At 42.1% G+C, this 23,542-nt stretch carries 10 protein-coding genes; all 10 read left to right on the top strand.

Annotated features, from left to right (window positions below; translation table 11 throughout):
- The first annotated feature begins 86 nt into the window (after positions 1-86).
- The 10 genes from OZX56_RS07625 (at position 87) to asp2 (ending at position 23,533) form a co-directional block, all read left to right on the top strand.
- Positions 87-6,563, top strand: coding sequence for an accessory Sec-dependent LPXTG-anchored adhesin (locus tag OZX56_RS07625; protein ID WP_277139468.1), 6,477 nt, complete (start codon positions 87-89; stop codon positions 6,561-6,563).
- Complete coding sequence (locus OZX56_RS07620) at positions 6,533-13,444, top strand: SLAP domain-containing protein (RefSeq protein WP_277139467.1); 6,912 nt, start codon at positions 6,533-6,535, stop codon at positions 13,442-13,444. Before OZX56_RS07625 ends, OZX56_RS07620 begins: the two co-directional genes overlap by 31 nt.
- 90 nt (positions 13,445-13,534) lie before the next feature.
- Complete coding sequence (locus tag OZX56_RS07615) at positions 13,535-14,344, top strand: accessory Sec system protein Asp3 (protein WP_277139466.1); 810 nt, start codon at positions 13,535-13,537, stop codon at positions 14,342-14,344.
- An 8-nt stretch (positions 14,345-14,352) separates the two neighbouring features.
- Complete coding sequence (locus tag OZX56_RS07610) at positions 14,353-15,807, top strand: glycosyltransferase (protein WP_277139465.1); 1,455 nt, start codon at positions 14,353-14,355, stop codon at positions 15,805-15,807.
- The gene (locus OZX56_RS07605; protein WP_277139464.1) at positions 15,788-16,642 is read left to right on the top strand and encodes a hypothetical protein; all 855 of its coding nucleotides are present in this window, start codon (positions 15,788-15,790) and stop codon (positions 16,640-16,642) included. The genes OZX56_RS07610 and OZX56_RS07605 overlap by 20 nt, the downstream gene beginning before the upstream one ends.
- 19 nt (positions 16,643-16,661) lie before the next feature.
- The gene (locus OZX56_RS07600) at positions 16,662-16,838 is read left to right on the top strand and encodes a hypothetical protein (RefSeq protein ID WP_277125801.1); all 177 of its coding nucleotides are present in this window, start codon (positions 16,662-16,664) and stop codon (positions 16,836-16,838) included.
- Positions 16,839-16,849: 11 nt separating this feature from the next.
- Positions 16,850-19,204, top strand: coding sequence for a preprotein translocase subunit SecA (secA, locus tag OZX56_RS07595; protein WP_277139463.1), 2,355 nt, complete (start codon positions 16,850-16,852; stop codon positions 19,202-19,204).
- 22 nt (positions 19,205-19,226) lie between these two features.
- Positions 19,227-20,441, top strand: coding sequence for a hypothetical protein (locus OZX56_RS07590; protein WP_277139462.1), 1,215 nt, complete (start codon positions 19,227-19,229; stop codon positions 20,439-20,441).
- 22 nt (positions 20,442-20,463) lie between these two features.
- Positions 20,464-21,975, top strand: a complete 1,512-nt coding sequence (gene asp1 / locus OZX56_RS07585) for an accessory Sec system protein Asp1 (protein ID WP_277139461.1) — start codon at positions 20,464-20,466, stop codon at positions 21,973-21,975.
- Entirely contained in the window at positions 21,968-23,533 is a 1,566-nt protein-coding gene (asp2, locus tag OZX56_RS07580; RefSeq protein ID WP_277139460.1) for an accessory Sec system protein Asp2, read from the top strand. Before asp1 ends, asp2 begins: the two co-directional genes overlap by 8 nt.
- Positions 23,534-23,542 lie beyond the last annotated feature (9 nt).

Genomic DNA, 23,542 nt, shown 5'->3' with positions numbered 1-23,542 from the left:
AGAAGGGATTCAACTTAGGTTGGGTCTGCTCTTTTTGCATTTAATGACGATCAACACGACAGTGACATAATTACAGGTGAAAGCAAATGAAGAGTTCAAATAGTGGAACTGAAACGCAAACTGGGCAAAAGGAAGAACAAAACGAAAAAGCCAAGGCGTTCAGACGTAATCTTATGGCAGCTGGGACTGCCGGAATAGGAGGGCTATTAGGCGGCTTGCTTAGCGCGCCGCAAACCGCGCGGGCAGCAACTAATGTTCCCAAAGTTAAATTAACCCAAAACAAGCATTTATTAGTTAATGCTGAGTCAGCCGCAATTCCAGCTTCTGAGACTGCTAAGTCACTAACGACCTCGCAGACTACTAGTAAGCCGGGAAGTGTGTCAGCTGCAACGGCAGCTGGTCTAAGTCAGAAGAAAACCTTGAATGCTAGTGGACAGTCAGTTAAAGCAGCTTTGATGTCGCTAGCTGATGATAATCAATGGACAGATGAATCTGCTTCTAAGACTAAGCCACAGGTTAAGTCAGAAGTTTCAGCGACTTCTAAGCAAAGTTTAAAAGCTAAGTCAGATTCTAAGGTTAATTATGTTTCAACTGGTAATTCACTAGCGAGTGACTTTACTAACGCTAGCGCGAATGATTCAAAGCTCAATGAGAATGTTTCTAATTCGTTAGCTGCCAGCTTGGCTAATAATCACGATTCCAGTAAGTACTTGTCTGATTCCACCAGTTTAGCTGAGTGGGCTGCTAGTGTGTCTAATATTAATGCAGCAACCAGTCAAAGTTTATTTTTTAGTCAATTGCTTAACTCGATGCATAATGGACAAGCTAATACAATCGGCTCGAGCTTAAGTCAAACGATTGCAGATAATGATAGTGATTCGCGTTCTAATTCTGATGCTTTAATTGCTGTTAATAGTAAGAGTGTATCTAACGAAGGTTCAAAGAGTGCTAGTACTTCTGCTTCTACCAGTCTCTCTGGTAATTCACATCTTAATAGTCAACACTCCACAAATGTAGCACAGAATGAGTCACATAGTAACTCGGTCAGCAATGCCGTTAGTGAAGCAGTTGCTGCTAGTTATAGCGATGTGGATCAGAGTACTTCGGTTTCTACACAGGTGAGTCTGCACGATAGTCAGAGCCTGAAGAGTCAGGAATCACAATCAGCCAGCACAAGTGAAATTGTTTCGGCTAATAGTAGCTTAAGTGAATTCGAAGATAAAGTTTCTAATGCTTCTGCTTCCGCAGTTCTTGCAGCTTCTAATGATGCTAGCAAGAGTAGTGCGGCTTCCAGCATGTTGCAGGATTGGCTAGATTCCTCTAGCAAGCAAGCAGAGGACGATGCTGCACAATCAGCTAGTGCTGTATCCGCAGCCTTGGCGAGTGTTGAGGCAGATATGTCGAGTATTAGTGAGTCGCTATCAACGAGTAATTCGCTCAAGGATTCGCTTTTACTTAGTCTGTCTGGTGCCAGTCTTTCGGCATCATTTATTACTAGTAACGAATATCAATCGGCTTCATCGCAATATAACGAACTGAGTAACAGTAACTCTGATATGCATGCCGATGCGTCGAGTGCCAATAATAGTTATCTGGATGCGGCTGATAGTGCTAATAAAGATTCGCTGTCTGATAGCATGAATGATTCACAATCGGCGCTTGAGTCAACCCTTAAGCCAGTTAAGGACAGCCAACAGGCTAGTTCACAGGCTGCAGCTGAAGAGGATAGTTTTTCAGAGAGTGCCAGACTGAGTGCTAGTCAATCGTTTGCTGAAGATCAAGGCTCTAACCGCCTGAGTGCTTCGACATCGAATTCGCTGGCAGCTTCTAAGAGTTGGGCACAAGTTGATTCGCAGCGCAGTAGTGCATCCTATGAGCAGGTTAAGTCGGCAATTGTCAGCTTGATCAAGGATAACTCATTGATGTCGCAATCGCAGGTCGATCAGTCGAATGCTTCGAAGTCGACGAGCTTTAGTACAGAAGTTAGCGAATCGGCTTCAACAGAAGTATCGAAGTCAGTAAGTTACAGTACAGTAGTTAGTGAGTCAGGCTCGACAGCAGTAGAACAGAATAGTTCAACCTCGGCCAGCTACAGCACGGTAGTTAGTGAGTCAGCTTCAACGGAAGTATCGAAGTCAGTCAGCTACAGTACAGTGGTTAGTGAATCAGGCTCGACAGCAGTAGAGCAGAATAGTTCAACCTCAGCCAGCTATAGTACGGTAATTAGTGAATCAGCTTCGACAGAAGTATCGAAGTCAGTCAGCTACAGTACAGTGGTTAGTGAGTCAGGATCAACAGCAGTAGAGCAGAATAGTTCAACCTCGGAAAGCTACAGTACAGTAGTCTCCGACTCGGTTTCAACGGAAACTTCGCTTAATGACTCAACCTCAGTCAGCTACAGTACGGTAGTTAGTGAATCAGCTTCGACAGAAGTATCGAAGTCAGTTAGTTACAGTACAGTGGTTAGTGAGTCAGGATCGACAGCAGTAGAGCAGAATAGTTCAACCTCGGCCAGCTACAGCACGGTAGTCAGTGAATCGGCTTCGACAGAAGTATCGAAGTCAGTTAGCTACAGTACGGTAGTTAGTGAGTCAGGATCGACAGCAGTAGAGCAGAATAGCTCTACTTCGGAAAGCTACAGCACGGTAGTCAGTGAATCAGCTTCAACGGAAGTATCGAAGTCAGTCAGTTACAGCACAGTAGTTAGTGAGTCAGGCTCGACAGCAGTAGAGCAGAATAGTTCAACCTCGGAAAGCTACAGCACGGTAGTCAGTGAATCAGCTTCAACGGAAGTATCGAAGTCAGTTAGCTACAGTACAGTGGTTAGTGAATCAGGCTCGACAGCAGTAGAGCAAAATAGTTCTACTTCGGAAAGCTACAGTACGGTAATTAGTGAATCAGCTTCGACAGAAGTATCGAAGTCAGTCAGCTACAGTACAGTGGTTAGTGAGTCAGGCTCGACAGCAGTAGAGCAGAATAGTTCTACTTCGGAAAGCTACAGTACAGTAGTCTCCGACTCGGTTTCAACGGAAACTTCGCATAATGACTCAACCTCAGTAAGTTACAGCACGGTAGTCAGTGAATCAGCTTCGACGGAAGTATCGAAGTCAGTCAGCTACAGTACAGTGGTTAGTGAGTCAGGATCGACAGCAGTAGAACAGAATAGTTCTACTTCGGAAAGCTACAGCACGGTAGTTAGTGAATCAGCTTCAACGGAAGTATCGAAGTCAGTCAGCTACAGTACAGTGGTTAGTGAGTCAGGCTCGACAGCAGTAGAGCAGAATAGTTCTACTTCGGAAAGCTACAGTACAGTAGTCTCCGACTCGGTTTCAACGGAAACTTCGCATAATGACTCAACATCAGTTAGTTACAGTACGGTAGTTAGTGAATCAGCTTCGACAGAAGTATCGAAGTCGGTCAGCTACAGTACAGTGGTTAGTGAGTCAGGCTCGACAGCAGTAGAGCAGAATAGTTCAACATCGGAAAGCTACAGCACGGTAGTCAGTGAATCAGCTTCGACAGAAGTATCGAAGTCAGTCAGCTACAGTACAGTAGTTAGTGAGTCAGGCTCGACAGCAGTAGAGCAGAATAGTTCAACCTCGGCCAGCTACAGCACGGTAGTAAGTGAATCAGCTTCGACAGAAGTATCGAAGTCAGTCAGCTACAGCACGGTAGTTAGTGAGTCAGCTTCAACGGAAGTATCGAAGTCAGTCAGCTACAGTACAGTGGTTAGTGAATCAGGCTCGACAGCAGTAGAGCAGAATAGTTCTACTTCGGAAAGCTACAGTACAGTAGTCTCCGACTCGGTTTCAACGGAAACTTCGCATAATGACTCAACCTCAGTAAGTTACAGCACGGTAGTCAGTGAATCAGCTTCGACGGAAGTATCGAAGTCAGTCAGCTACAGTACAGTGGTTAGTGAGTCAGGATCGACAGCAGTAGAGCAGAATAGTTCAACCTCGGCCAGCTACAGCACGGTAGTTAGTGAGTCAGCTTCAACGGAAGTATCGAAGTCAGTCAGCTACAGTACAGTGGTTAGTGAATCAGGCTCGACAGCAGTAGAGCAGAATAGTTCAACCTCGGCCAGCTACAGCACGGTAGTAAGTGAATCAGCTTCGACAGAAGTATCGAAGTCGGTTAGCTACAGCACAGTGGTTAGTGAGTCAGGCTCGACAGCAGTAGAGCAAAATAGTTCAACCTCGGCCAGCTACAGCACGGTAGTCAGTGAATCAGCTTCGACAGAAGTATCGAAGTCAGTCAGCTACAGTACAGTGGTTAGTGAGTCAGCTTCGACAGAAGTAGAGCAGAATAGTTCAACCTCGGAAAGCTACAGTACAGTAGTCTCCGACTCGGTTTCAACGGAAACTTCGCATAATGACTCAACATCAGTAAGTTACAGTACGGTAGTTAGTGAATCGGCTTCAACGGAAGTATCGAAGTCAGTTAGCTACAGTACAGTGGTTAGTGAGTCAGGATCGACAGCAGTAGAACAGAATAGTTCAACCTCAGCCAGCTATAGTACGGTAATTAGTGAATCAGCTTCGACAGAAGTATCGAAGTCGGTTAGTTACAGTACAGTGGTTAGTGAGTCAGGATCGACAGCAGTAGAGCAAAATAGTTCAACCTCGGCCAGCTACAGCACGGTAGTTAGTGAGTCAGCTTCAACGGAAGTATCGAAGTCAGTCAGCTACAGTACAGTGGTTAGTGAATCAGGATCAACAGCAGTAGAGCAAAATAGTTCTACTTCGGAAAGCTACAGCACAGTGATCTCTGACTCAGTTTCAACGGAAACTTCGCATAATGACTCAACCTCAGTAAGTTACAGCACAGTAGTTAGTGAATCAGCTTCGACAGAAGTATCGAAGTCAGTTAGCTACAGTACAGTAGTTAGTGAGTCAGGCTCGACAGCAGTAGAACAGAATAGCTCTACTTCGGAAAGCTACAGCACAGTGATCTCTGACTCAGTTTCAACAGAAACTTCGCATAATGAATCGACTTCAAAGAGCTACAGTACGGTAGTTAGTGAATCAGCTTCGACAGAAGTATCGAAGTCAGTTAGCTACAGTACAGTAGTCAGTGAATCAGGCTCGACAGCAGTAGAACAGAATAGTTCAACCTCGGCCAGCTACAGCACGGTAGTTAGTGAGTCAGCTTCAACGGAAGTATCGAAGTCAGTCAGCTACAGTACAGTGGTTAGTGAATCGGCTTCGACAGAGGCATCACAGAACAGTAGAGCCTCGGCTAGCTATAGTACGTTGGTTAGTGAATCAGCTTCCACAGAGGTATCGAAGTCAGTCAACTACAGTACAGTAGTAAGTGAGTCAGGATCGACAGCAGTAGAGCAGAATAGTTCAACCTCAGCCAGCTATAGTACGGTAATTAGTGAATCGGCTTCGACAGAAGTATCGAAGTCAGTTAGCTACAGTACAGTAATTTCCGACTCAGCTTCAACAGAAACTTCACATAACGAATCGACTTCAAAGAGCTACAGTACAGTAGTTAGTGAATCAGGATCGACAGAAGTATCGAAGTCGGTCAGCTACAGTACAGTGGTTAGTGAGTCAGGCTCGACAGCAGTAGAGCAAAATAGTTCTACGTCGGCCAGCTACAGCACGGTAATTAGCGAATCAGCTTCAACGGAAGTATCGAAGTCAGTTAGCTACAGTACAGTAGTTAGTGAGTCAGCCTCGACAGCAGTAGAGCAGAATAGCTCTACTTCGGAAAGCTACAGCACGGTAGTCAGTGAATCAGCTTCGACAGAAGTATCGAAGTCAGTTAGCTACAGTACAGTAGTTAGTGAGTCAGCCTCGACAGCGATAGAGCAAAATAGTTCAACCTCGGAAAGCTACAGCACGGTAGTTAGTGATTCGGTTTCAACAGAGGCATCACAGAACAGTAGAGCCTCAGCCAGCTATAGTACGTTGGTTAGTGACTCAGCTTCGACAGAGGCATCACAGAACAGTAGAGCCTCGGCTAGTTATAGTACGTTGGTTAGTGAATCGGCTTCGACAGAGGCATCACAGAACAGTAGAGCCTCGGCTAGCTATAGTACGTTGGTTAGTGAATCAGCGTCAACAGAAGTATCGAAGTCAGTCAGCTACAGTACAGTGGTTAGTGAGTCAGGATCGACAGCAGTAGAGCAGAATAGTTCAACCTCAGCTAGCTACAGTACGGTAATTAGTGAATCAGCTTCGACAGAAGTATCGAAGTCGGTTAGCTACAGCACAGTGGTTAGTGAGTCAGGCTCGACAGCAGTAGAGCAAAATAGTTCTACGTCGGCCAGCTACAGCACGGTAGTCAGTGAATCAGCTTCAACGGAAGTATCGAAGTCAGTCAGCTACAGTACAGTAGTTAGTGAGTCAGGCTCGACAGCAGTAGAGCAGAATAGTTCTACTTCGGAAAGCTACAGTACAGTAGTCTCCGACTCGGTTTCAACGGAAACTTCGCATAATGACTCAACCTCAGTAAGTTACAGCACGGTAGTCAGTGATCAGCTTCGACGGAAGTATCGAAGTCAGTCAGCTACAGTACAGTGGTTAGTGAGTCAGGATCGACAGCAGTAGAGCAGAATAGTTCAACCTCAGCCAGCTACAGCACGGTAATTAGCGAATCAGCTTCAACGGAAGTATCGAAGTCAGTTAGCTACAGTACAGTAGTAAGTGAGTCAGCCTCGACAGCAGTAGAGCAGAATAGCTCTACTTCGGAAAGCTACAGCACGGTAGTCAGTGAATCAGCTTCGACAGAAGTATCGAAGTCAGTTAGCTACAGTACAGTAGTAAGTGAGTCAGGATCGACAGCGATAGAGCAAAATAGTTCAACCTCGGAAAGCTACAGCACGGTAGTTAGTGATTCGGTTTCAACAGAGGCATCACAGAACAGTAGAGCCTCAGCCAGCTATAGTACGTTGGTTAGTGACTCAGCTTCGACAGAGGCATCACAGAACAGTAGAGCCTCGGCTAGTTATAGTACGTTGGTTAGTGAATCGGCTTCGACAGAGGCATCACAGAACAGTAGAGCCTCGGCTAGCTATAGTACGTTGGTTAGTGAATCAGCGTCAACGGAAGTATCGAAGTCAGTTAGCTACAGTACGGTAGTTAGTGAATCAGGATCGACAGCAGTAGAGCAGAATAGTTCAACCTCAGCTAGCTACAGTACGGTAATTAGTGAATCAGCTTCGACAGAAGTATCGAAGTCGGTTAGCTACAGCACAGTGGTTAGTGAGTCAGGCTCGACAGCAGTAGAGCAAAATAGTTCTACGTCGGCCAGCTACAGCACGGTAATTAGTGAATCAGCTTCGACAGAAGTATCACAGAACAGTAGAGCCTCGGCCAGCTATAGTACGGTAATTAGTGAATCAGCTTCGACAGAAGTATCGAAGTCAGTCAGCTACAGCACGGTAATTAGCGAATCAGCTTCAACGGAAGTATCGAAGTCAGTCAGCTACAGTACAGTGGTTAGTGAGTCAGGATCGACAGCAGTAGAGCAGAATAGTTCAACCTCAGCTAGCTACAGTACGGTAATTAGTGAATCAGCTTCGACAGAAGTATCGAAGTCGGTTAGCTACAGCACAGTGGTTAGTGAGTCAGGCTCGACAGCAGTAGAGCAAAATAGTTCTACGTCGGCCAGCTACAGCACGGTAGTCAGTGAATCAGCTTCAACGGAAGTATCGAAGTCAGTCAGCTACAGTACAGTAGTTAGTGAGTCAGGCTCGACAGCAGTAGAGCAGAATAGTTCTACTTCGGAAAGCTACAGTACAGTAGTCTCCGACTCGGTTTCAACGGAAACTTCGCATAATGACTCAACCTCAGTAAGTTACAGCACGGTAGTCAGTGAATCAGCTTCGACGGAAGTATCGAAGTCAGTCAGCTACAGTACAGTGGTTAGTGAGTCAGGATCGACAGCAGTAGAGCAGAATAGTTCAACCTCAGCCAGCTACAGCACGGTAATTAGCGAATCAGCTTCAACGGAAGTATCGAAGTCAGTTAGCTACAGTACAGTAGTAAGTGAGTCAGCCTCGACAGCAGTAGAGCAGAATAGCTCTACTTCGGAAAGCTACAGCACGGTAGTCAGTGAATCAGCTTCGACAGAAGTATCGAAGTCAGTTAGCTACAGTACAGTAGTAAGTGAGTCAGGATCGACAGCGATAGAGCAAAATAGTTCAACCTCGGAAAGCTACAGCACGGTAGTTAGTGATTCGGTTTCAACAGAGGCATCACAGAACAGTAGAGCCTCAGCCAGCTATAGTACGTTGGTTAGTGACTCAGCTTCGACAGAGGCATCACAGAACAGTAGAGCCTCGGCTAGTTATAGTACGTTGGTTAGTGAATCGGCTTCGACAGAGGCATCACAGAACAGTAGAGCCTCGGCTAGCTATAGTACGTTGGTTAGTGAATCAGCGTCAACGGAAGTATCGAAGTCAGTTAGCTACAGTACGGTAGTTAGTGAATCAGGATCGACAGCAGTAGAGCAGAATAGTTCAACCTCAGCTAGCTACAGTACGGTAATTAGTGAATCAGCTTCGACAGAAGTATCGAAGTCGGTTAGCTACAGCACAGTGGTTAGTGAGTCAGGCTCGACAGCAGTAGAGCAAAATAGTTCTACGTCGGCCAGCTACAGCACGGTAATTAGTGAATCAGCTTCGACAGAAGTATCGAAGTCAGTCAGCTACAGCACGGTAATTAGCGAATCAGCTTCAACGGAAGTATCGAAGTCAGTCAGCTACAGCACGGTAATTTCCGACTCGGCTTCAACTGAAACTTCGCATAACGAATCAACTTCAAAGAGTTACAGTACGGTAATTTCTGATTCAGCTTCAACGGAAGTATCGAAGTCGGTCAGCTACAGCACGGTAATTTCCGACTCGGCTTCAACTGAAACTTCGCATAACGAATCAACTTCAAAGAGTTACAGTACGGTAATTTCTGATTCAGCTTCAACGGAAGTATCGAAGTCAGTTAGCTACAGTACAGTAGTTAGTGAGTCAGCCTCGACAGCGATAGAGCAAAATAGTTCAACCTCGGAAAGCTACAGCACGGTAGTTAGTGATTCGGTTTCAACAGAGGCATCACAGAACAGTAGAGCCTCAGCCAGCTATAGTACGTTGGTTAGTGACTCAGCTTCGACAGAGGCATCACAGAACAGTAGAGCCTCGGCTAGTTATAGTACGTTGGTTAGTGAATCGGCTTCGACAGAGGCATCACAGAACAGTAGAGCCTCGGCTAGCTATAGTACGTTGGTTAGTGAATCAGCGTCAACAGAAGTATCGAAGTCAGTCAGCTACAGTACGGTAATTTCCGACTCAGCTTCAACAGAAACTTCGAATAATGAGTCAACGTCAAAGAGCTACAGTACAGTAATTTCCGACTCGGCTTCAACAGAAACTTCGCATAATGAATCGACTTCAAAGAGCTACAGTACAGTAGTTAGTGAATCGGCTTCGACAGAGGCATCACAGAACAGTAGAGCCTCGGCTAGCTATAGTACGTTGGTTAGTGAATCAGCGTCAACAGAGGTATCGAAGTCAGTTAGCTACAGTACAGTAATTAGTGAATCAGGCTCGACAGCAGTAGAGCAGAATAGTTCTACGTCAGCCAGCTACAGCACGGTAGTTAGTGAATCAGCGTCAACAGAGGTATCGAAGTCAGTCAGCTACAGTACAGTAGTAAGTGAATCAGGCTCGACAGCAGTAGAGCAAAATAGTTCTACGTCGGCCAGCTACAGCACGGTAATTAGTGAATCAGGATCGACCGAAGTATCGAAGTCAGTCAGCTACAGTACGGTAATTTCCGACTCAGCTTCAACAGAAACTTCGCATAATGAGTCAACGTCAAAGAGCTACAGTACAGTAATTTCCGACTCGGCTTCAACAGAAACTTCGCATAATGAATCGACTTCAAAGAGCTACAGTACAGTAGTTAGTGAATCGGCTTCGACAGAGGCATCACAGAACAGTAGAGCTTCGGCTAGCTATAGTACGTTGGTTAGTGAATCGGCTTCAACAGAGGCATCACAGAACAGTAGAGCTTCGGCTAGTTATAGTACGTTGGTTAGTGAATCTGCTTCGACAGAGGCATCACAGAACAGTAGAGCTTCGGCCAGCTATAGTACATTGGTTAGTGAATCAGCGTCAACAGAGGTATCGAAGTCAGTCAGCTACAGCACGGTAATTTCCGACTCAACTTCAACTGAAGCTTCGCATAACGAATCAACGTCGAAGAGTTACAGTACAGTAATTTCTGACTCGGCTTCAACTGAAACTTCGCATAATGAATCGACGTCAAAGAGTTACAGTACAGTAGTTAGTGATTCGGTTTCAACAGAGGCATCACAGAACAGTAGGGCTTCGGCTAGCTATAGTACGTTGGTTAGTGAATCAGGATCGACCGAAGTATCGAAGTCAGTGAGTTACAGTACAGTAATTTCCGACTCGGCTTCAACAGAAACTTCGCATAACGAATCGACTTCAAAGAGTTACAGTACGGTAATTTCTGATTCAGCTTCAACTGAAACTTCGCATAATGAATCGACTTCAAAGAGCTACAGTACAGTAGTTAGTGAATCAGCGTCAACAGAGGTATCGAAGTCAGTCAGCTACAGCACAGTAATTTCCGACTCAGCTTCAACTGAAACTTCACATAACGAATCGACGTCAAAGAGTTACAGTACGGTAATTTCTGATTCAGCTTCAACGGAAACTTCGCATAATGAATCGACTTCAAAGAGCTACAGTACAGTAGTTAGTGAATCAGGATCGACAGAAGTATCGAAGTCAGTCAGCTACAGTACGGTAATTTCCGACTCAGCTTCAACAGAAACTTCGCATAATGAGTCAACGTCAAAGAGCTACAGTACAGTAGTTAGTGATTCGGTTTCAACAGAGGCATCACAGAACAGTAGAGCCTCAGCCAGCTATAGTACGGTAATTAGTGAATCAGGATCGACAGAAGTATCGAAGTCAGTCAGCTACAGCACGGTAATTTCCGACTCGGCTTCAACGGAAACTTCACATAACGAATCAACTTCAAAGAGCTACAGTACAGTAGTTAGTGACTCGGTTTCAACAGAGGCATCACAGAACAGTAGAGCCTCGGCCAGCTATAGTACGTTGGTTAGTGAATCTGCTTCGACAGAGGCATCACAGAACAGTAGAGCTTCGGCCAGCTATAGTACATTGGTTAGTGAATCAGCGTCAACAGAAGTATCGAAGTCAGTTAGCTACAGTACAGTAATTAGTGAATCAGCTTCGACAGAAGTATCGAAGTCAGTCAGCTACAGTACAGTAATTTCCGACTCGGCTTCAACTGAAACTTCGCATAACGAATCAACTTCAAAGAGTTACAGTACGGTAATTTCTGATTCAGCTTCAACTGAAACTTCGCATAATGAATCGACGTCAAAGAGTTACAGTACAGTAGTTAGTGATTCGGTTTCAACAGAGGCATCACAGAACAGTAGAGCCTCAGCTAGCTATAGTACGTTGGTTAGCGAATCAGCTTACACAGAGGCATCACAGAACAGTAGAGCCTCGGCCAGCTATAGTACGTTGGTCAGCGAATCGGCTTCCACAGAGGTATCACAGAACAGTAGAGCCTCAGCTAGTTATAGTACGTTGGTTAGTGAATCAGGATCGACCGAAGTATCGAAGTCAGTGAGTTACAGTACAGTAATTTCCGACTCGGCTTCAACAGAAACTTCGCATAACGAATCAACGTCAAAGAGTTACAGTACGGTAATTTCCGACTCAGCTTCAACAGAAACTTCACATAACGAATCGACTTCAAAGAGCTACAGCACAGTAGTTAGTGAATCTGCTTCGACAGAGGTATCACAGAACAGTAGAGTCTCGGCTAGCTATAGTACGTTGGTTAGTGAATCGGCTTCGACAGAGGTATCACAGAACAGTAGAGTCTCGGCTAGCTATAGTACGTTGGTTAGTGAATCTGCTTCGACAGAGGTATCACAGAACAGTAGAGCCTCGGCCAGCTATAGTACGTTGGTTAGTGAATCGGCTTCGACAGAGGCATCACAGAACAGTAGAGCCTCGGCTAGCTATAGTACGTTGGTTAGTGACTCAGCTTCGACAGAAGTATCGAAGTCAGTAAGTTACAGTACAGCAATTTCTGATTCAGCCTCCACAGAAGTATCGAAGTCAGTAAGTTACAGTACAGCAATTTCTGATTCAGCCTCCACAGAAGTATCGAAGTCAGTAAGTTACAGTACAGTAATTTCCGACTCAGCTTCAACAGAAGTATCGAAGTCAGTCAGTTATAGTACAGTGATCTCAGGCTCAGCTTCGACAGCAGTTTCACAGAATAGTGAAGCCTCAGCAAGTTACAGCACAGTAGTTAGTGACTCAGCTTCGACAGAAGTATCGAAGTCAGTCAGCTACAGTACAGTAATTTCCGACTCGGCTTCAACGGAAACTTTGCATAACGAATCGACGTCAAAGAGCTACAGTACAGTAGTTAGTGATTCAGTTTCAACAGAGGCATCACAGAACAGTAGAGCCTCGGCCAGCTATAGTACATTGGTTAGTGACTCAGCGTCAACAGAAGTATCGAAGTCAGTCAGCTACAGCACAGTGATTTCAGACTCAGCTTCGACAGCAGTTTCACAGAATAGTGAAGCCTCAGCCAGTTATAGTACAGTGATTTCAGAATCAGCCTCGACAGAAGTATCGCAGAATAGTGAAGCCTCGGCAAGTTACAGCACAGTAGTTAGTGACTCAGCTTCCACAGAAGTATCAACGAATGACTCAACATCAGTCAGCTATAGTACTTCAACTTCTGAAGCAAATCGTCCAATTTATGTACCAGCAGCGACTGTTCCTGCTACTACTAATACGACGACGGTTGATGATCGTGATACTGATGACACTGATGAAGACATTGATCCTAAGTCAGCTGTTTCTAGAAAACTGGTTCACAACGCTTATGTTTACAACAAGAGTGGTAAACGTGCTAACAGCTTAGTTTTGAAACGGACTTCAATTGTTAAGACTTATGGTGACAAGAAGTTGATTAATGGTCGTTACTTCTACAGTATTGGTAACAAGCATTACGTAGCAGCGGGTAACTTCATTGGTCTTGAAGGTAAGTTGCATCACAATGCTTATGTCTATGATAAGAACGGCAAGCGGATCGGTAACAAGGTATTGAAGAAGGGCAAGAAGATTAAGGGTTATGAGACTATTTATGTAGATGGTCGCAAGTTCTACAATCTTCGTCATGGTAAATACTTGGCAGCCGGCAATGTTATTGGTAAGGAACCTAAGCTCAAGCACAATGCTTATATCTATGATAAGCATGGCAAGAGAATCGGTACCAAGGTGTTAAAGAAAGGCACGAAAGTTAAGACTTATAGTACCAAGAAGATTAATGGTAAGACGTATTACCATATTCGTAACGGACAATACGTTTTAGCTAAAAATTTTAAGAAGAAATAAGCTGATTTAGTGGTAAAATAAGAGTATGCTTATTTAGACTAATGAATCTTAAAAAAGCATTCCGAATATTTATTTAGGAATGCTTTTTATATGAATGTTAAGAATGGGGTCGTAATGACTGATAATAAACTGGTAACGGTATATCTCCTATTTAGACCACGGAATATGGGCTATATCTATATGTATGGTGCAAAGGTGCATTTTGAAGATGAGGATTTAATCTATGAAAACGCAATAGTTTCACCGGGTAAAGCGCTAATTTTATGGAAAGAAATGAAAATTGTCGATGGAGGTTTTATTCCTGATATTATCATGCCAAGATTGACAAAAGATGTGGATTATCAATTTCAGATTATAAGTCAAGAGCAGCCCGAGCATTCATTGTCGCTGGCAATGACTACTTTTGATAAAGATGATCAACAACTCAATTATCAGATTTTTTCTGGAAAAGCAGGTACCTTTAGTTTAACTGCTAAAGAAGCCAGCTACTGGCTTGAATTGGCTAGTTTAGGTAATCAAAAGCTGCGCTTCAAAATGGTATTACTAGCTGCTGCGCCGCTGCTTTCAGAATATGCCATTACCACGAAGATGGTTGGCGGCATTCGCACTGTCCTAATTGAACCTCAAGAACCTCAAGAACGTAGCCGATTGCACATTCATGTGCGTAACTATACTGCCACCATCCAAGCATTGAACTTTGAACCAAAGCAAGAACATCTCTTTATCTTAATGCCTGTCCAAAGTTCAGGTATTGGCGACTTTACGACTTCGCAAATAGAAGAGCTTGTCAAATATCTTAATAAATTCAGGCAAAGTAATTATGTTTTACAGATCGACAACAATCATGCCACAGGCGAATTAGTTAAAATACTGCGTGCTTATATTAGTAATAATAACTAGGAGGAAAAATGGATTTTTTTATTAATCAAGCAATGGGGATGGGAAATTCCGGAATTGAGCATTCCGAATTTTATCGTGCCAAACGATTTGAAGAAGCGAAGCTACCTTATCGCTTTGTCTTTTTAGCAAAAGTACCAGAACTGCATAAAGCCATGGCTAAATGGCGCTTGAAAGAGCAAAATGTCATTAATATGTGGGAATACTTTGTCTTAGGAGACGATTACCTAAAAGATGGTCTAACAGAAACCTTCCCTGAAAAGAAGGCTAGAACATTGAGTGACAACACTAATACGATGCGGCTTAATGAGCTGTACACCGACTCGGGAATGCATATTGTGCATCACTTTGTTAAACAACAGAATAAACAGGAGCCTGATAGTAAAATATTATTGGTTAGAACTTATCAAACGCAAATTTTCAATACCAAGACTGGTGAATTGAAGGTGTCATACGAAACCGTGGATAATGCCCATGAAGAAAATCGTATGCAAAACTTCCACCTCTATTCTCAAAATGGTGAACATCTCTTCTTTGCTAATGTGGTAAGGCTATATCACTACTTCTTCAGTGAACTTGACCGTTTCTTTGGCGGTAAGAGCAACTTCTATATTGACCGTGGCGATTGGGCTGATGAAGCCTTAATGAATGAACCAATTCCTGATGCGAAGCTTATTTATCTAATCCATGCCGATCACTTGGCAGATCGTAAGGATCCAGACAAGCCGTTCTGGAATAATTATTATGAATACTTGCTAGATCACTTGAACAAGGTTGACCAAGTAGTTGTCTCAACAGAGCAGCAAAGGCAAGACTTGCTAATCGATTTTCCTCAGGAAGCACAAAAGATTTCAGCAATTCCGGTTGGGGGCATTAGCGATCGACCAAAAGATATTAAGGATCGCGACCGTAAAGGCTTGAAGCTGATTACGGCTTCGCGTCTGGCTAAAGAAAAGCACGTCGATATTGCGGTTAAGGCAGTTGCCGAATTGCATGATGAGGGGGAGAATATTTCCTTTGATATTTATGGTGCTGGTGAAGAAAAGCAACATTTAGAAGATCTTGTTAAAGAAAAGCATGCTGAAAAATATATTCACGTACGCGGCTTATCGCAACACTTAGAGTTGGTTTATCCAAGGCATGATGCCTTTATTTCTACTTCATTTTCAGAAGGTTTCGGGTTAACTTATATCGAAGCACTGAATGCTGCATTACCAGTGGTGACCTTCAACGCGCGCTTCGGTGCCACACAACTAATTCGTGATGGTGAAAATGGCTTTGTCCAGGAACTAAAGCGTGATGATGATGACTTTAATGTCGCACAAATTAAAGAGGGGATTACCCGTTTGCTCAAGGCAGATTACGTAAAATTACGTCGTAATACGCAAGTTGGAATTGATAAATATCGCAATAGTGCAATCGCAAAACAATGGAAGGAACTAGTTGATGGATTACGAACTAATTAATCAGGTTAATAACTTGGGCGGTGATATTTTAGCCGCTATCAAAAAACGAGCACAAAAAAATAATGGTCAGTTACTTTGCTTGACCTCAATGCCGAATATGCGTAACTTTTTGCAAGAGAATGGCTTAAGTGGGACAACGCTAATCGACCACATTACTAAGCGAACCTATGATCCTAAGAGCTATCGTTATTTTAATGAAGTTAATATTCCATCTAGGGATTATGTGCAAATGCAGAAGGATGGCAGTGTTTTCGTTGACGATCAAGGAGTCTTTATTGCTCAAGAATATTTATTTCCTAATACTCGGCGCGCAACACAAGATATTCGTTATTTAAATCCTGATGGTAGCTACGATTTTATTGAAGAATATGCTTCGGACGGCAGTGTTTATAGTCACTTGTATTATGCTAACGGTCAATTACAAGAAATTGAATTCGTTGACATGCAAGGCCAACCAATAATTCGTTACTTTTATTATGAGGGAATGCTCAATTTTATTACTGTTGAGGATCCTAAGGAACATGAAGTAATTGCTAAATATGATAATCTTTTGGACTTTTATATTGATCAGTTGGGGCAGATGATGACCGAGGACGATACGGTTAATATCAACTTCTTAGGAATTGAACTTGATTCATTACGAGCTACCAAGTCACATAATCATTTTTACTTAAATGAAGATCCGGTAGACGAGAATGGTCAAGTGCGTGGCAACTTATCGGGGATTTTAGAGAATAATATTCCGTATATTGAGTCAGTTAAGATGAATAATAAGGCTTATAAGAAGTTGAAAAAAGAAAAGGCTACGCTCAAGAAAATTGATGTCTTGCTTTAACTTGTAGAGGGTTTAACCAATGAAAGATCCATTGACTGACAAAATTCAGCAGGATTTTGCCCATGAAAAGACGCAATTGCCAGTAATGAAGGACAGAAAAAAGACTAAATCAGAATGGCTAGTTATCATGATGAATCTTCTGGTTGGCGCTGGAATTCTGATTGGCATAATCTATCCTCTGTTTAATTTGAAATAATAAAGTAAAAAATGCATTTAAAAAATCACCGTTATTGGCGCAAAACCAACAAAATCCTTAAATTAATTTCTAAATATCAATCACTAAGTGATGACGACTTACAAGCTAAGACTAGCGAATTTCGCAAGCGACTAGCACAAGGTGCTAAGCTTGATGCCTTGATGGTTGAGGCTTATGCCACCGTTTGTGTCGCTGATGAGCGGGTACTTGGTCTGACACCTTATCCAGTCCAAATATTTGGTGCAGTGGCAATGCAGGATCACAATGTTATTGAAATGCGGACTGGTGAGGGTAAGACGCTAACCGCGACTATGCCGATGTATTTGCATGGTTTGACTGGCAGTGGCAACTTTCTAATTACCGCCAACGATTATTTAGCTAAGCGTGATGCTACTGAAATGGGGCGTGTCTATAACTGGCTAGGTCTAAGTGTGGGCTATAACATGACTGCTTCTGAAGATGACGAAGCTCAAGATAGCGAATTTTCACAGAAAAAGGCGATTTATGCCAATGACATTGTCTATACAGATGGCGGTACGTTTGGCTTTGACTATCTGACTAATAACTTAGTTAGTGTGACTAAGCAGCAATATTTACCAAAATTTAAGTTTGCCTTAATTGATGAAGTTGATGCAATTTTGCTTGATTTAGCTACTACGCCGCTGGTAATTTCTGGGCAACCGAAAGGAAAATCTAATTATCCTAAGTTAGCCGATAAATTTGTCAAGATTTGTCAGGAGCATGTCGACTATGAATTGAGTCTAGATCGTAAAAAAGTCTGGTTTCTGGAACGTGGTCTAAGACATGCTAACGAGTTCTTTGAAGTTGAGGATATTTTGGCTGAAGAATATGCCGATTTATACTGTCACTTAGTCTTTGCCCTGCAGGCCAATACTATCGAGATGCGTGATCGAGATTACATTGTCGAAGATAGTAAGATTGTTCTGCTTGACAAAAATAGTGGTCGTAAAATGACCGGTATGCAAATGCAGAACGGGTTACACCAAGCAATTGAAACTAAGGAAGGTTTAGAAACTAGCGAGAAAACACAGGCAATTGCTTCCATTACTTATCAGAACTTGTTCCGCTTATTTGCTCAATTGGCTGGGATGTCGGGAACTGCTAAAGATGATAAGAAGGAATTGATGCAAGTTTACCGCTTGAATGTTATTGAGGTACCAACTAACCAGGCAAGTATTCGGCGTGACTTACCTGACCGTGTTTTTTACACAGCAGAGGCCAAGCTATTGGCATCACTTGATTTAGTTAAAAAGAGCTATCGAGAAAAAAGACCAGTTTTAGTAGAAACTGGGTCATTATCACTTTCAGATTTGTACTCCGAATTACTATTGCAGGCTCATATTCCGCATAGTTTGCTTAACGCGCGTTCAACAGCACAAGAAGCAGAAATGATTAAGATTGCTGGTCAATCAGGGATGGTGACTGTTTCAACTTCACTAGCTGGACGCGGAACTGATATTATTTTATCGCCTGAAGCCAAAAAAGCTGGTGGCTTATTAGTTGTTGGTACAGAAAAAATGCCACTCAGTAGAATCGACAGTCAATTGCGAGGCAGATCCGGTCGGCAAGGTCAGCCAGGAACAACTGTCTTTTATACATCGTTGCAAGACCAACTGCTCAGTCGTTTTCCGTCAAAGCGGATTAAGCGCAAAGTTGCTAAGCATGAGCAGGATAGTAATCAGGAAGTAGAACGTAGTCGACATTATCGTAAATTATTTAAACGGCTGCAAGACAGTGTGAAGTATGAAGATCAGTCGTCGAGATTTATGGTACTGGAGTATGGTGAGATTTCGCGGTTGCAACGTGAGGCGGTTTATCAGACACGTCGAGAAGTTATGCAGATGAATCAGGAATTGGATCAAGTAGTAATCCATTGTATTCGTGAAGCCATTACTGACTTTGCCCAAAAGTCCGACATCACTCTAGCCCAATTTAGTGATTTTATCTGTGAGAACATTACCACCAAGCACTATGATGTGCAGCAGGTAAATTTAGCTTCGACCAAAGAAAAGAAACAGTTTTTAAATAAATTGGCGATGCAGGCTTTCAGAGAGAAAAAGCGTTATTTTAAAAATGAAGAAGCTTGGCAATATTATGAGCGCTTAACAATCGTTAAGGCAATCGATGATGCGTGGGTTGATGAAGTTGATAATCTAGAGGACTTGCGTAATGTTGTCGTTCAACGGGCTACCGGACAGGATAATCCGTTATCGGAGTATCAAAAAGAAGCCTTGGCTAGTTTTAAGCAGATGAAGCAAGCAATTTTGAATGCAGCAATGCAGAATGTCCTCTGTTCAGAGGTTAGCGGCAATGAAGTCAAGGGAATGCAGATTTATTTTGCTTAGTAATGAAGAAAGAATTTAAACTATGATGAAAACGCGGGTCGTACAAAAACGGATACTGTGGACAATTTTATTAGTGACGGTTTACTTTTTGGGGCAATTTATTATAATTCCGTTTATTAAACCGCATGTCGCTGCTAAGTATCTGCAAGCTAATACGTTAATCGAGGTTCTAGGAATGTATACCGGTGCTCAGACTAGCAGACCAGCGTTATTGATGCTTGGCATCGGACCATATATGACAACTAATATTATTTTACAAGCAATTAATTCGTTAGATTTGAAAAGCTTGCGGCAAATTCCCCAACATACTATAGATATTTTTACTAACTTTGTTAGCTTAATTGTCGGTATTTTGCAAGCTTTTCTCTATGTAGTTAATTTTAAACAAGCACTAATGCCAGTTTATTTTCTGGGAACGGATATTAGTTTTGCATTAACGATCTTATTGTTAGTAACTGGCGGAATGATTTCGATTTTTCTAGCGAACGTTATTACTGAGCGAGGGATTGGTAGTTCCGCGGTGTTATTAGTACCACAGCTGGTTTTATCATTGCCATCATTAATAACTAAGGGGTGGGGTACAACAAAATTTCACTTCACTGTTATTAATACAATGGTAGTAATTTTGATTGCCTTGGTAATTGTTGTGATTGGGGTGATTTTAATACATGCAGAAGAGCGGATTCCGTTATCTGATCCCCAACTCAGTAGTCGATTCGCCCAGTCGTATTTCCCAATTAAATTATTAACTGCCGGGTCAATGCCATTTATGTTTTCAACGTCAGTGTTTATGTTATTACCAATGCTAGTTAAGCATAGTTCATTTGAACTTAAGGATACGATTTATCAATTGATTTCGATTAACCGTCCGTCTGGGATTATCTTTTACGCGTTAGTTATTGTTATTTTAAACTTTGTCTTTGGGATGATTACGTTGCAACCAAGTATTAAAGCACGTAAATTGAAGGAAAATGGCAATTATTTTTATCATGTTATTCCTGGAACCAAAACAGAGCAGTTTATTATGCAGAAATTCAAACGGTTGACTTGGGTCAGCAGTTTAATAATTGTGGCGATTAGTGTTTGGCCACTAGTATTGGGGCTTTGGTGGCCAAGCTGGGCTAACCTGACGCCGTTTATTGGTAATTTGTTTATTTTATTGACAATTATTTATATGATTGAGCAGGAATATCAAACGCTTGATAGCGAACACCTGTATGTGATTGATTTGAAATAAGCTTAGATTTTGACTGAAGTTGATGAAGAAAATGTTGACACTAATTCCTGATTTGCACATAACTAATAATTTTTATCAAAAGAATACGCTGTTAGATTTAGCCCAAAATTTTCAAGCAATGGGTTATGACAGTCAAATCTTATTGCTGGCTGAAGATGCTGATCGCTATGTTGATGAGCTATTAGAAGTTCAATCAGAGGTTATTTATCTCTTTGATGAGATTCAAGGTATTAGCCAAGTTGGTGCCCCGTTAACCCTGAATGATTTGCAGCTACCAGAGGAGTACAAACTGAACGTTAGGTTATTTTTAGATGGTAATATTACCAGTGTCTATGATGGTGATAAACATATTATGAATATTGACCAAGACATTAAGGGCTACCTGAAGACGATCACTTATTATAAAGAAGCCGGTCATGAGGTTGAGCGATTTGACTTACGGGGCTTTTGTAGTAGTCGGCAATTCTTCGATAATAATGATGTGTTAATCAAGAAGCAATGGTTTAGCGCTACTGGTGACTTGGTAATGACTCAGGCCCAAGATGGTACGATTACGATTCCGCCAAGACAACATTCTAGATTCAAAAAGCAAGCGTATCGTGATTTGGCAGCTGTTGAAAATGAATTTTTACAAAAGCATATCGTTGGTCAGCAGCTGATTGTTGAGCCAAGTATTGATAGCATTAACTTACGGCCATATTTACTACAAGCAAAAGTTTATTATTATTTTACTGATGAACAGCAATTAATAAATAATAATTTTAGTGGCATTATCCAGCAAGATAGCTATTTGTTTCAAAATGAGACTTTTAAAAAGATCTTTTTAGGAATTGTTAAACAAGCAGGCGTTGTTTTTATGCCTAATTGCCAGCTAATTCCGTTATATTTTGCCAATTTTGCTTTAGGTACCAGTATGGAAGCAGAGAGTAAGACAATCTATTGGCACGTGGGTGAATTAACTAACGAGCGCTTTTTGGCTATTTATGATCAGCTACTCAAACTACTAAAAGAACATGAAAATTTAAAAGTTGTCATTGATGCTAATGTTGAGCAGATTAAGTTATTTAAGCAGACAACTAAAGATTTTGTTACCAAGTTTAAGGCAAAGATTGCCGAATTAGATGATCAGGTTGCCTTAACAGATTTGGCTCCTAATGAATTAGCTGAAGTACAGCAACTCGCTGCCATCAATCGTTTTTCTTGTCCAGAAAGACTGCAATACACAGACAAGGTAAACTTGCTTAGAAAAGTGTATTTGTTTTTGGATACAGATGTGATGACTGATTATCAATTGCAGCTGGAAGCTGTTAAATCCGGCATCCCCCAAGTAGTTCGCCAGGCTAATGGCTTAGTTAAGAATGATCAAAATGGCTTTATTATCCAGCAAGATCAATTAATTACGCAAGCACTAGCTGCTTTTATCACTGATCTGGCTAAATGGAATCGGGCAGTAGTCGAAGATGTGGGATTGATTAAGCAATCTTCGCTTAATCTGATACTGAAAAAGTGGAAGCAGGTATTAGAAAATGAGTAAAAGCAAAGGCCGCACAACCTTTTTGTTTCATAGTGGTAGTCAACCATTAGAGGATTTGGCTGATGCATTGACAGACTGCACTTATCTTTGGGCTGATCCGCAAAATATGCAGCAACATGCGCAATCACCGGTTTTTAAGCGAGAAATTTTTAATTCTAAATATTTGTTCTCTTACTTTTATCTTGATAGTACTTCTCCTTGGCTCAGTAAATTGGAGCTTTTGAATCAATTGCCTGCATATCGGGTATTCTATAGTCAAGATGCGGTGCTAAGCGAACAAGCACAAGCTATTTTGGATTTTCGTGGAGCCTTTAAAATCGCCCCTGAAGATGTAGCGGCAGACATTAATCGTTATCTTTTTGATACCGAAGTTGGTTATCGAGCAACGATTGATAAGATTACCGTGTCACCAGATATACAGAATCAAGTTAGTTATTATGGTAATACTTGTTTGCAGATCGATTGTAATTTTGCTGATAAATGGCATTATGTTGGCCGTTTGGCTTACAGTGTTAGTGTCCCTGAGCGTTATGCAACGGAGCTGAAGTTTGATTTAAGAACGACTGGTTCTGCGCAAATCAAAATTGAAGTTCAATGCTTTACGGTTGATGGTGATAAATTATTAAATAAGTTTGTTAAGAGTGGTGCAGATTTAATTCAAGATCATGGCAAGATTATCATTGATGGTATCGATGGTGATTTTTATTATAGTGTTTATTATTATGTCTGCGGACAAGGTAGTGTCTTACTCGGGTCAATGCATCAACGGCGCTCGCGAGGACGGTATGGCTTATTTGAGTTAGGTGGAACAGCAGTCTTTGATCAAAACTCACTTGATGGTGAAATTGATTACTTGTTTAATCCAGGGAACTTAAAGCCACCATTGACGGTCTATTTTGGTGGTTATCATAGCGCTGAGGTCTTTGAGGGGCGGGGGATACTACACTCTAAAGGTGTACCCTACTTATTGTTAAATGATAATCGCGGCGAAGGTGGGACTTTCTTTATCGGTGATCAAAGTTTAGTAAGTAAGATAAGAACCATTATCACTGATTGTTTAGACCAGTTGCATTTTACAGTTAAGGATTTGGTATTAACTGGGATGTCAATGGGAACATTTGCGTCGCTGTATTATGGTGCACAACTTAATCCGGGTGGTATTGTACTTGGTAAGCCACTATTAAATTTAGGGACGATTGCAGAGAATTTACGAATTAATCGACCGGATGATTTTCAATGTGCGGCTGATATGGTGTTGATGCTTGAAGGTAGTGATAGTCACGAGGCTTGTCAAAAGGTTGACAAGCTTATGTGGCAACAGCTACATAACGGAACCTTCACCAACACGGATTTTATTATTAGCTATATGAAAAATGATGATTATGATCTTTTGGCATATAACCAATTAAGAGAATTTTTGCAAAAGAATTATCCTACTTCCTATGTATTAGCTAAGGCATATGATGGTCGCCATAACGATGCCACAGCCGTGATGTCTGATTGGTTTGAACGGCACATTTATCAACTATTGCAAAGTAAATACGGACAGAAATTTTAATGGAGGTAA

Source organism: Lactobacillus sp. ESL0684, assembly GCF_029392675.1.
Classification (GTDB): Bacteria; Bacillota; Bacilli; order Lactobacillales; family Lactobacillaceae; genus Lactobacillus.
The sequence above is the reverse complement of the archived record's forward strand: the minus strand, read 5'-3'. Positions and strand labels throughout refer to the sequence as shown.

What these genes read in the sequence shown, in the direction of transcription:
- OZX56_RS07625 (WP_277139468.1), top strand. Translation starts at nt 87, where the DNA reads ATGAAGAGTTCAAATAGTGGAACTGAAACGCAAACTGGGCAAAAGGAA.
- OZX56_RS07615 (WP_277139466.1), top strand. Translation starts at nt 13,535, where the DNA reads ATGAATGTTAAGAATGGGGTCGTAATGACTGATAATAAACTGGTAACG.
- OZX56_RS07610 (WP_277139465.1), top strand. Translation starts at nt 14,353, where the DNA reads ATGGATTTTTTTATTAATCAAGCAATGGGGATGGGAAATTCCGGAATT.
- OZX56_RS07605 (WP_277139464.1), top strand. Translation starts at nt 15,788, where the DNA reads ATGGATTACGAACTAATTAATCAGGTTAATAACTTGGGCGGTGATATT.
- OZX56_RS07600 (WP_277125801.1), top strand. Translation starts at nt 16,662, where the DNA reads ATGAAAGATCCATTGACTGACAAAATTCAGCAGGATTTTGCCCATGAA.
- secA (WP_277139463.1), top strand. Translation starts at nt 16,850, where the DNA reads ATGCATTTAAAAAATCACCGTTATTGGCGCAAAACCAACAAAATCCTT.
- OZX56_RS07590 (WP_277139462.1), top strand. Translation starts at nt 19,227, where the DNA reads ATGATGAAAACGCGGGTCGTACAAAAACGGATACTGTGGACAATTTTA.
- asp1 (WP_277139461.1), top strand. Translation starts at nt 20,464, where the DNA reads ATGAAGAAAATGTTGACACTAATTCCTGATTTGCACATAACTAATAAT.
- asp2 (WP_277139460.1), top strand. Translation starts at nt 21,968, where the DNA reads ATGAGTAAAAGCAAAGGCCGCACAACCTTTTTGTTTCATAGTGGTAGT.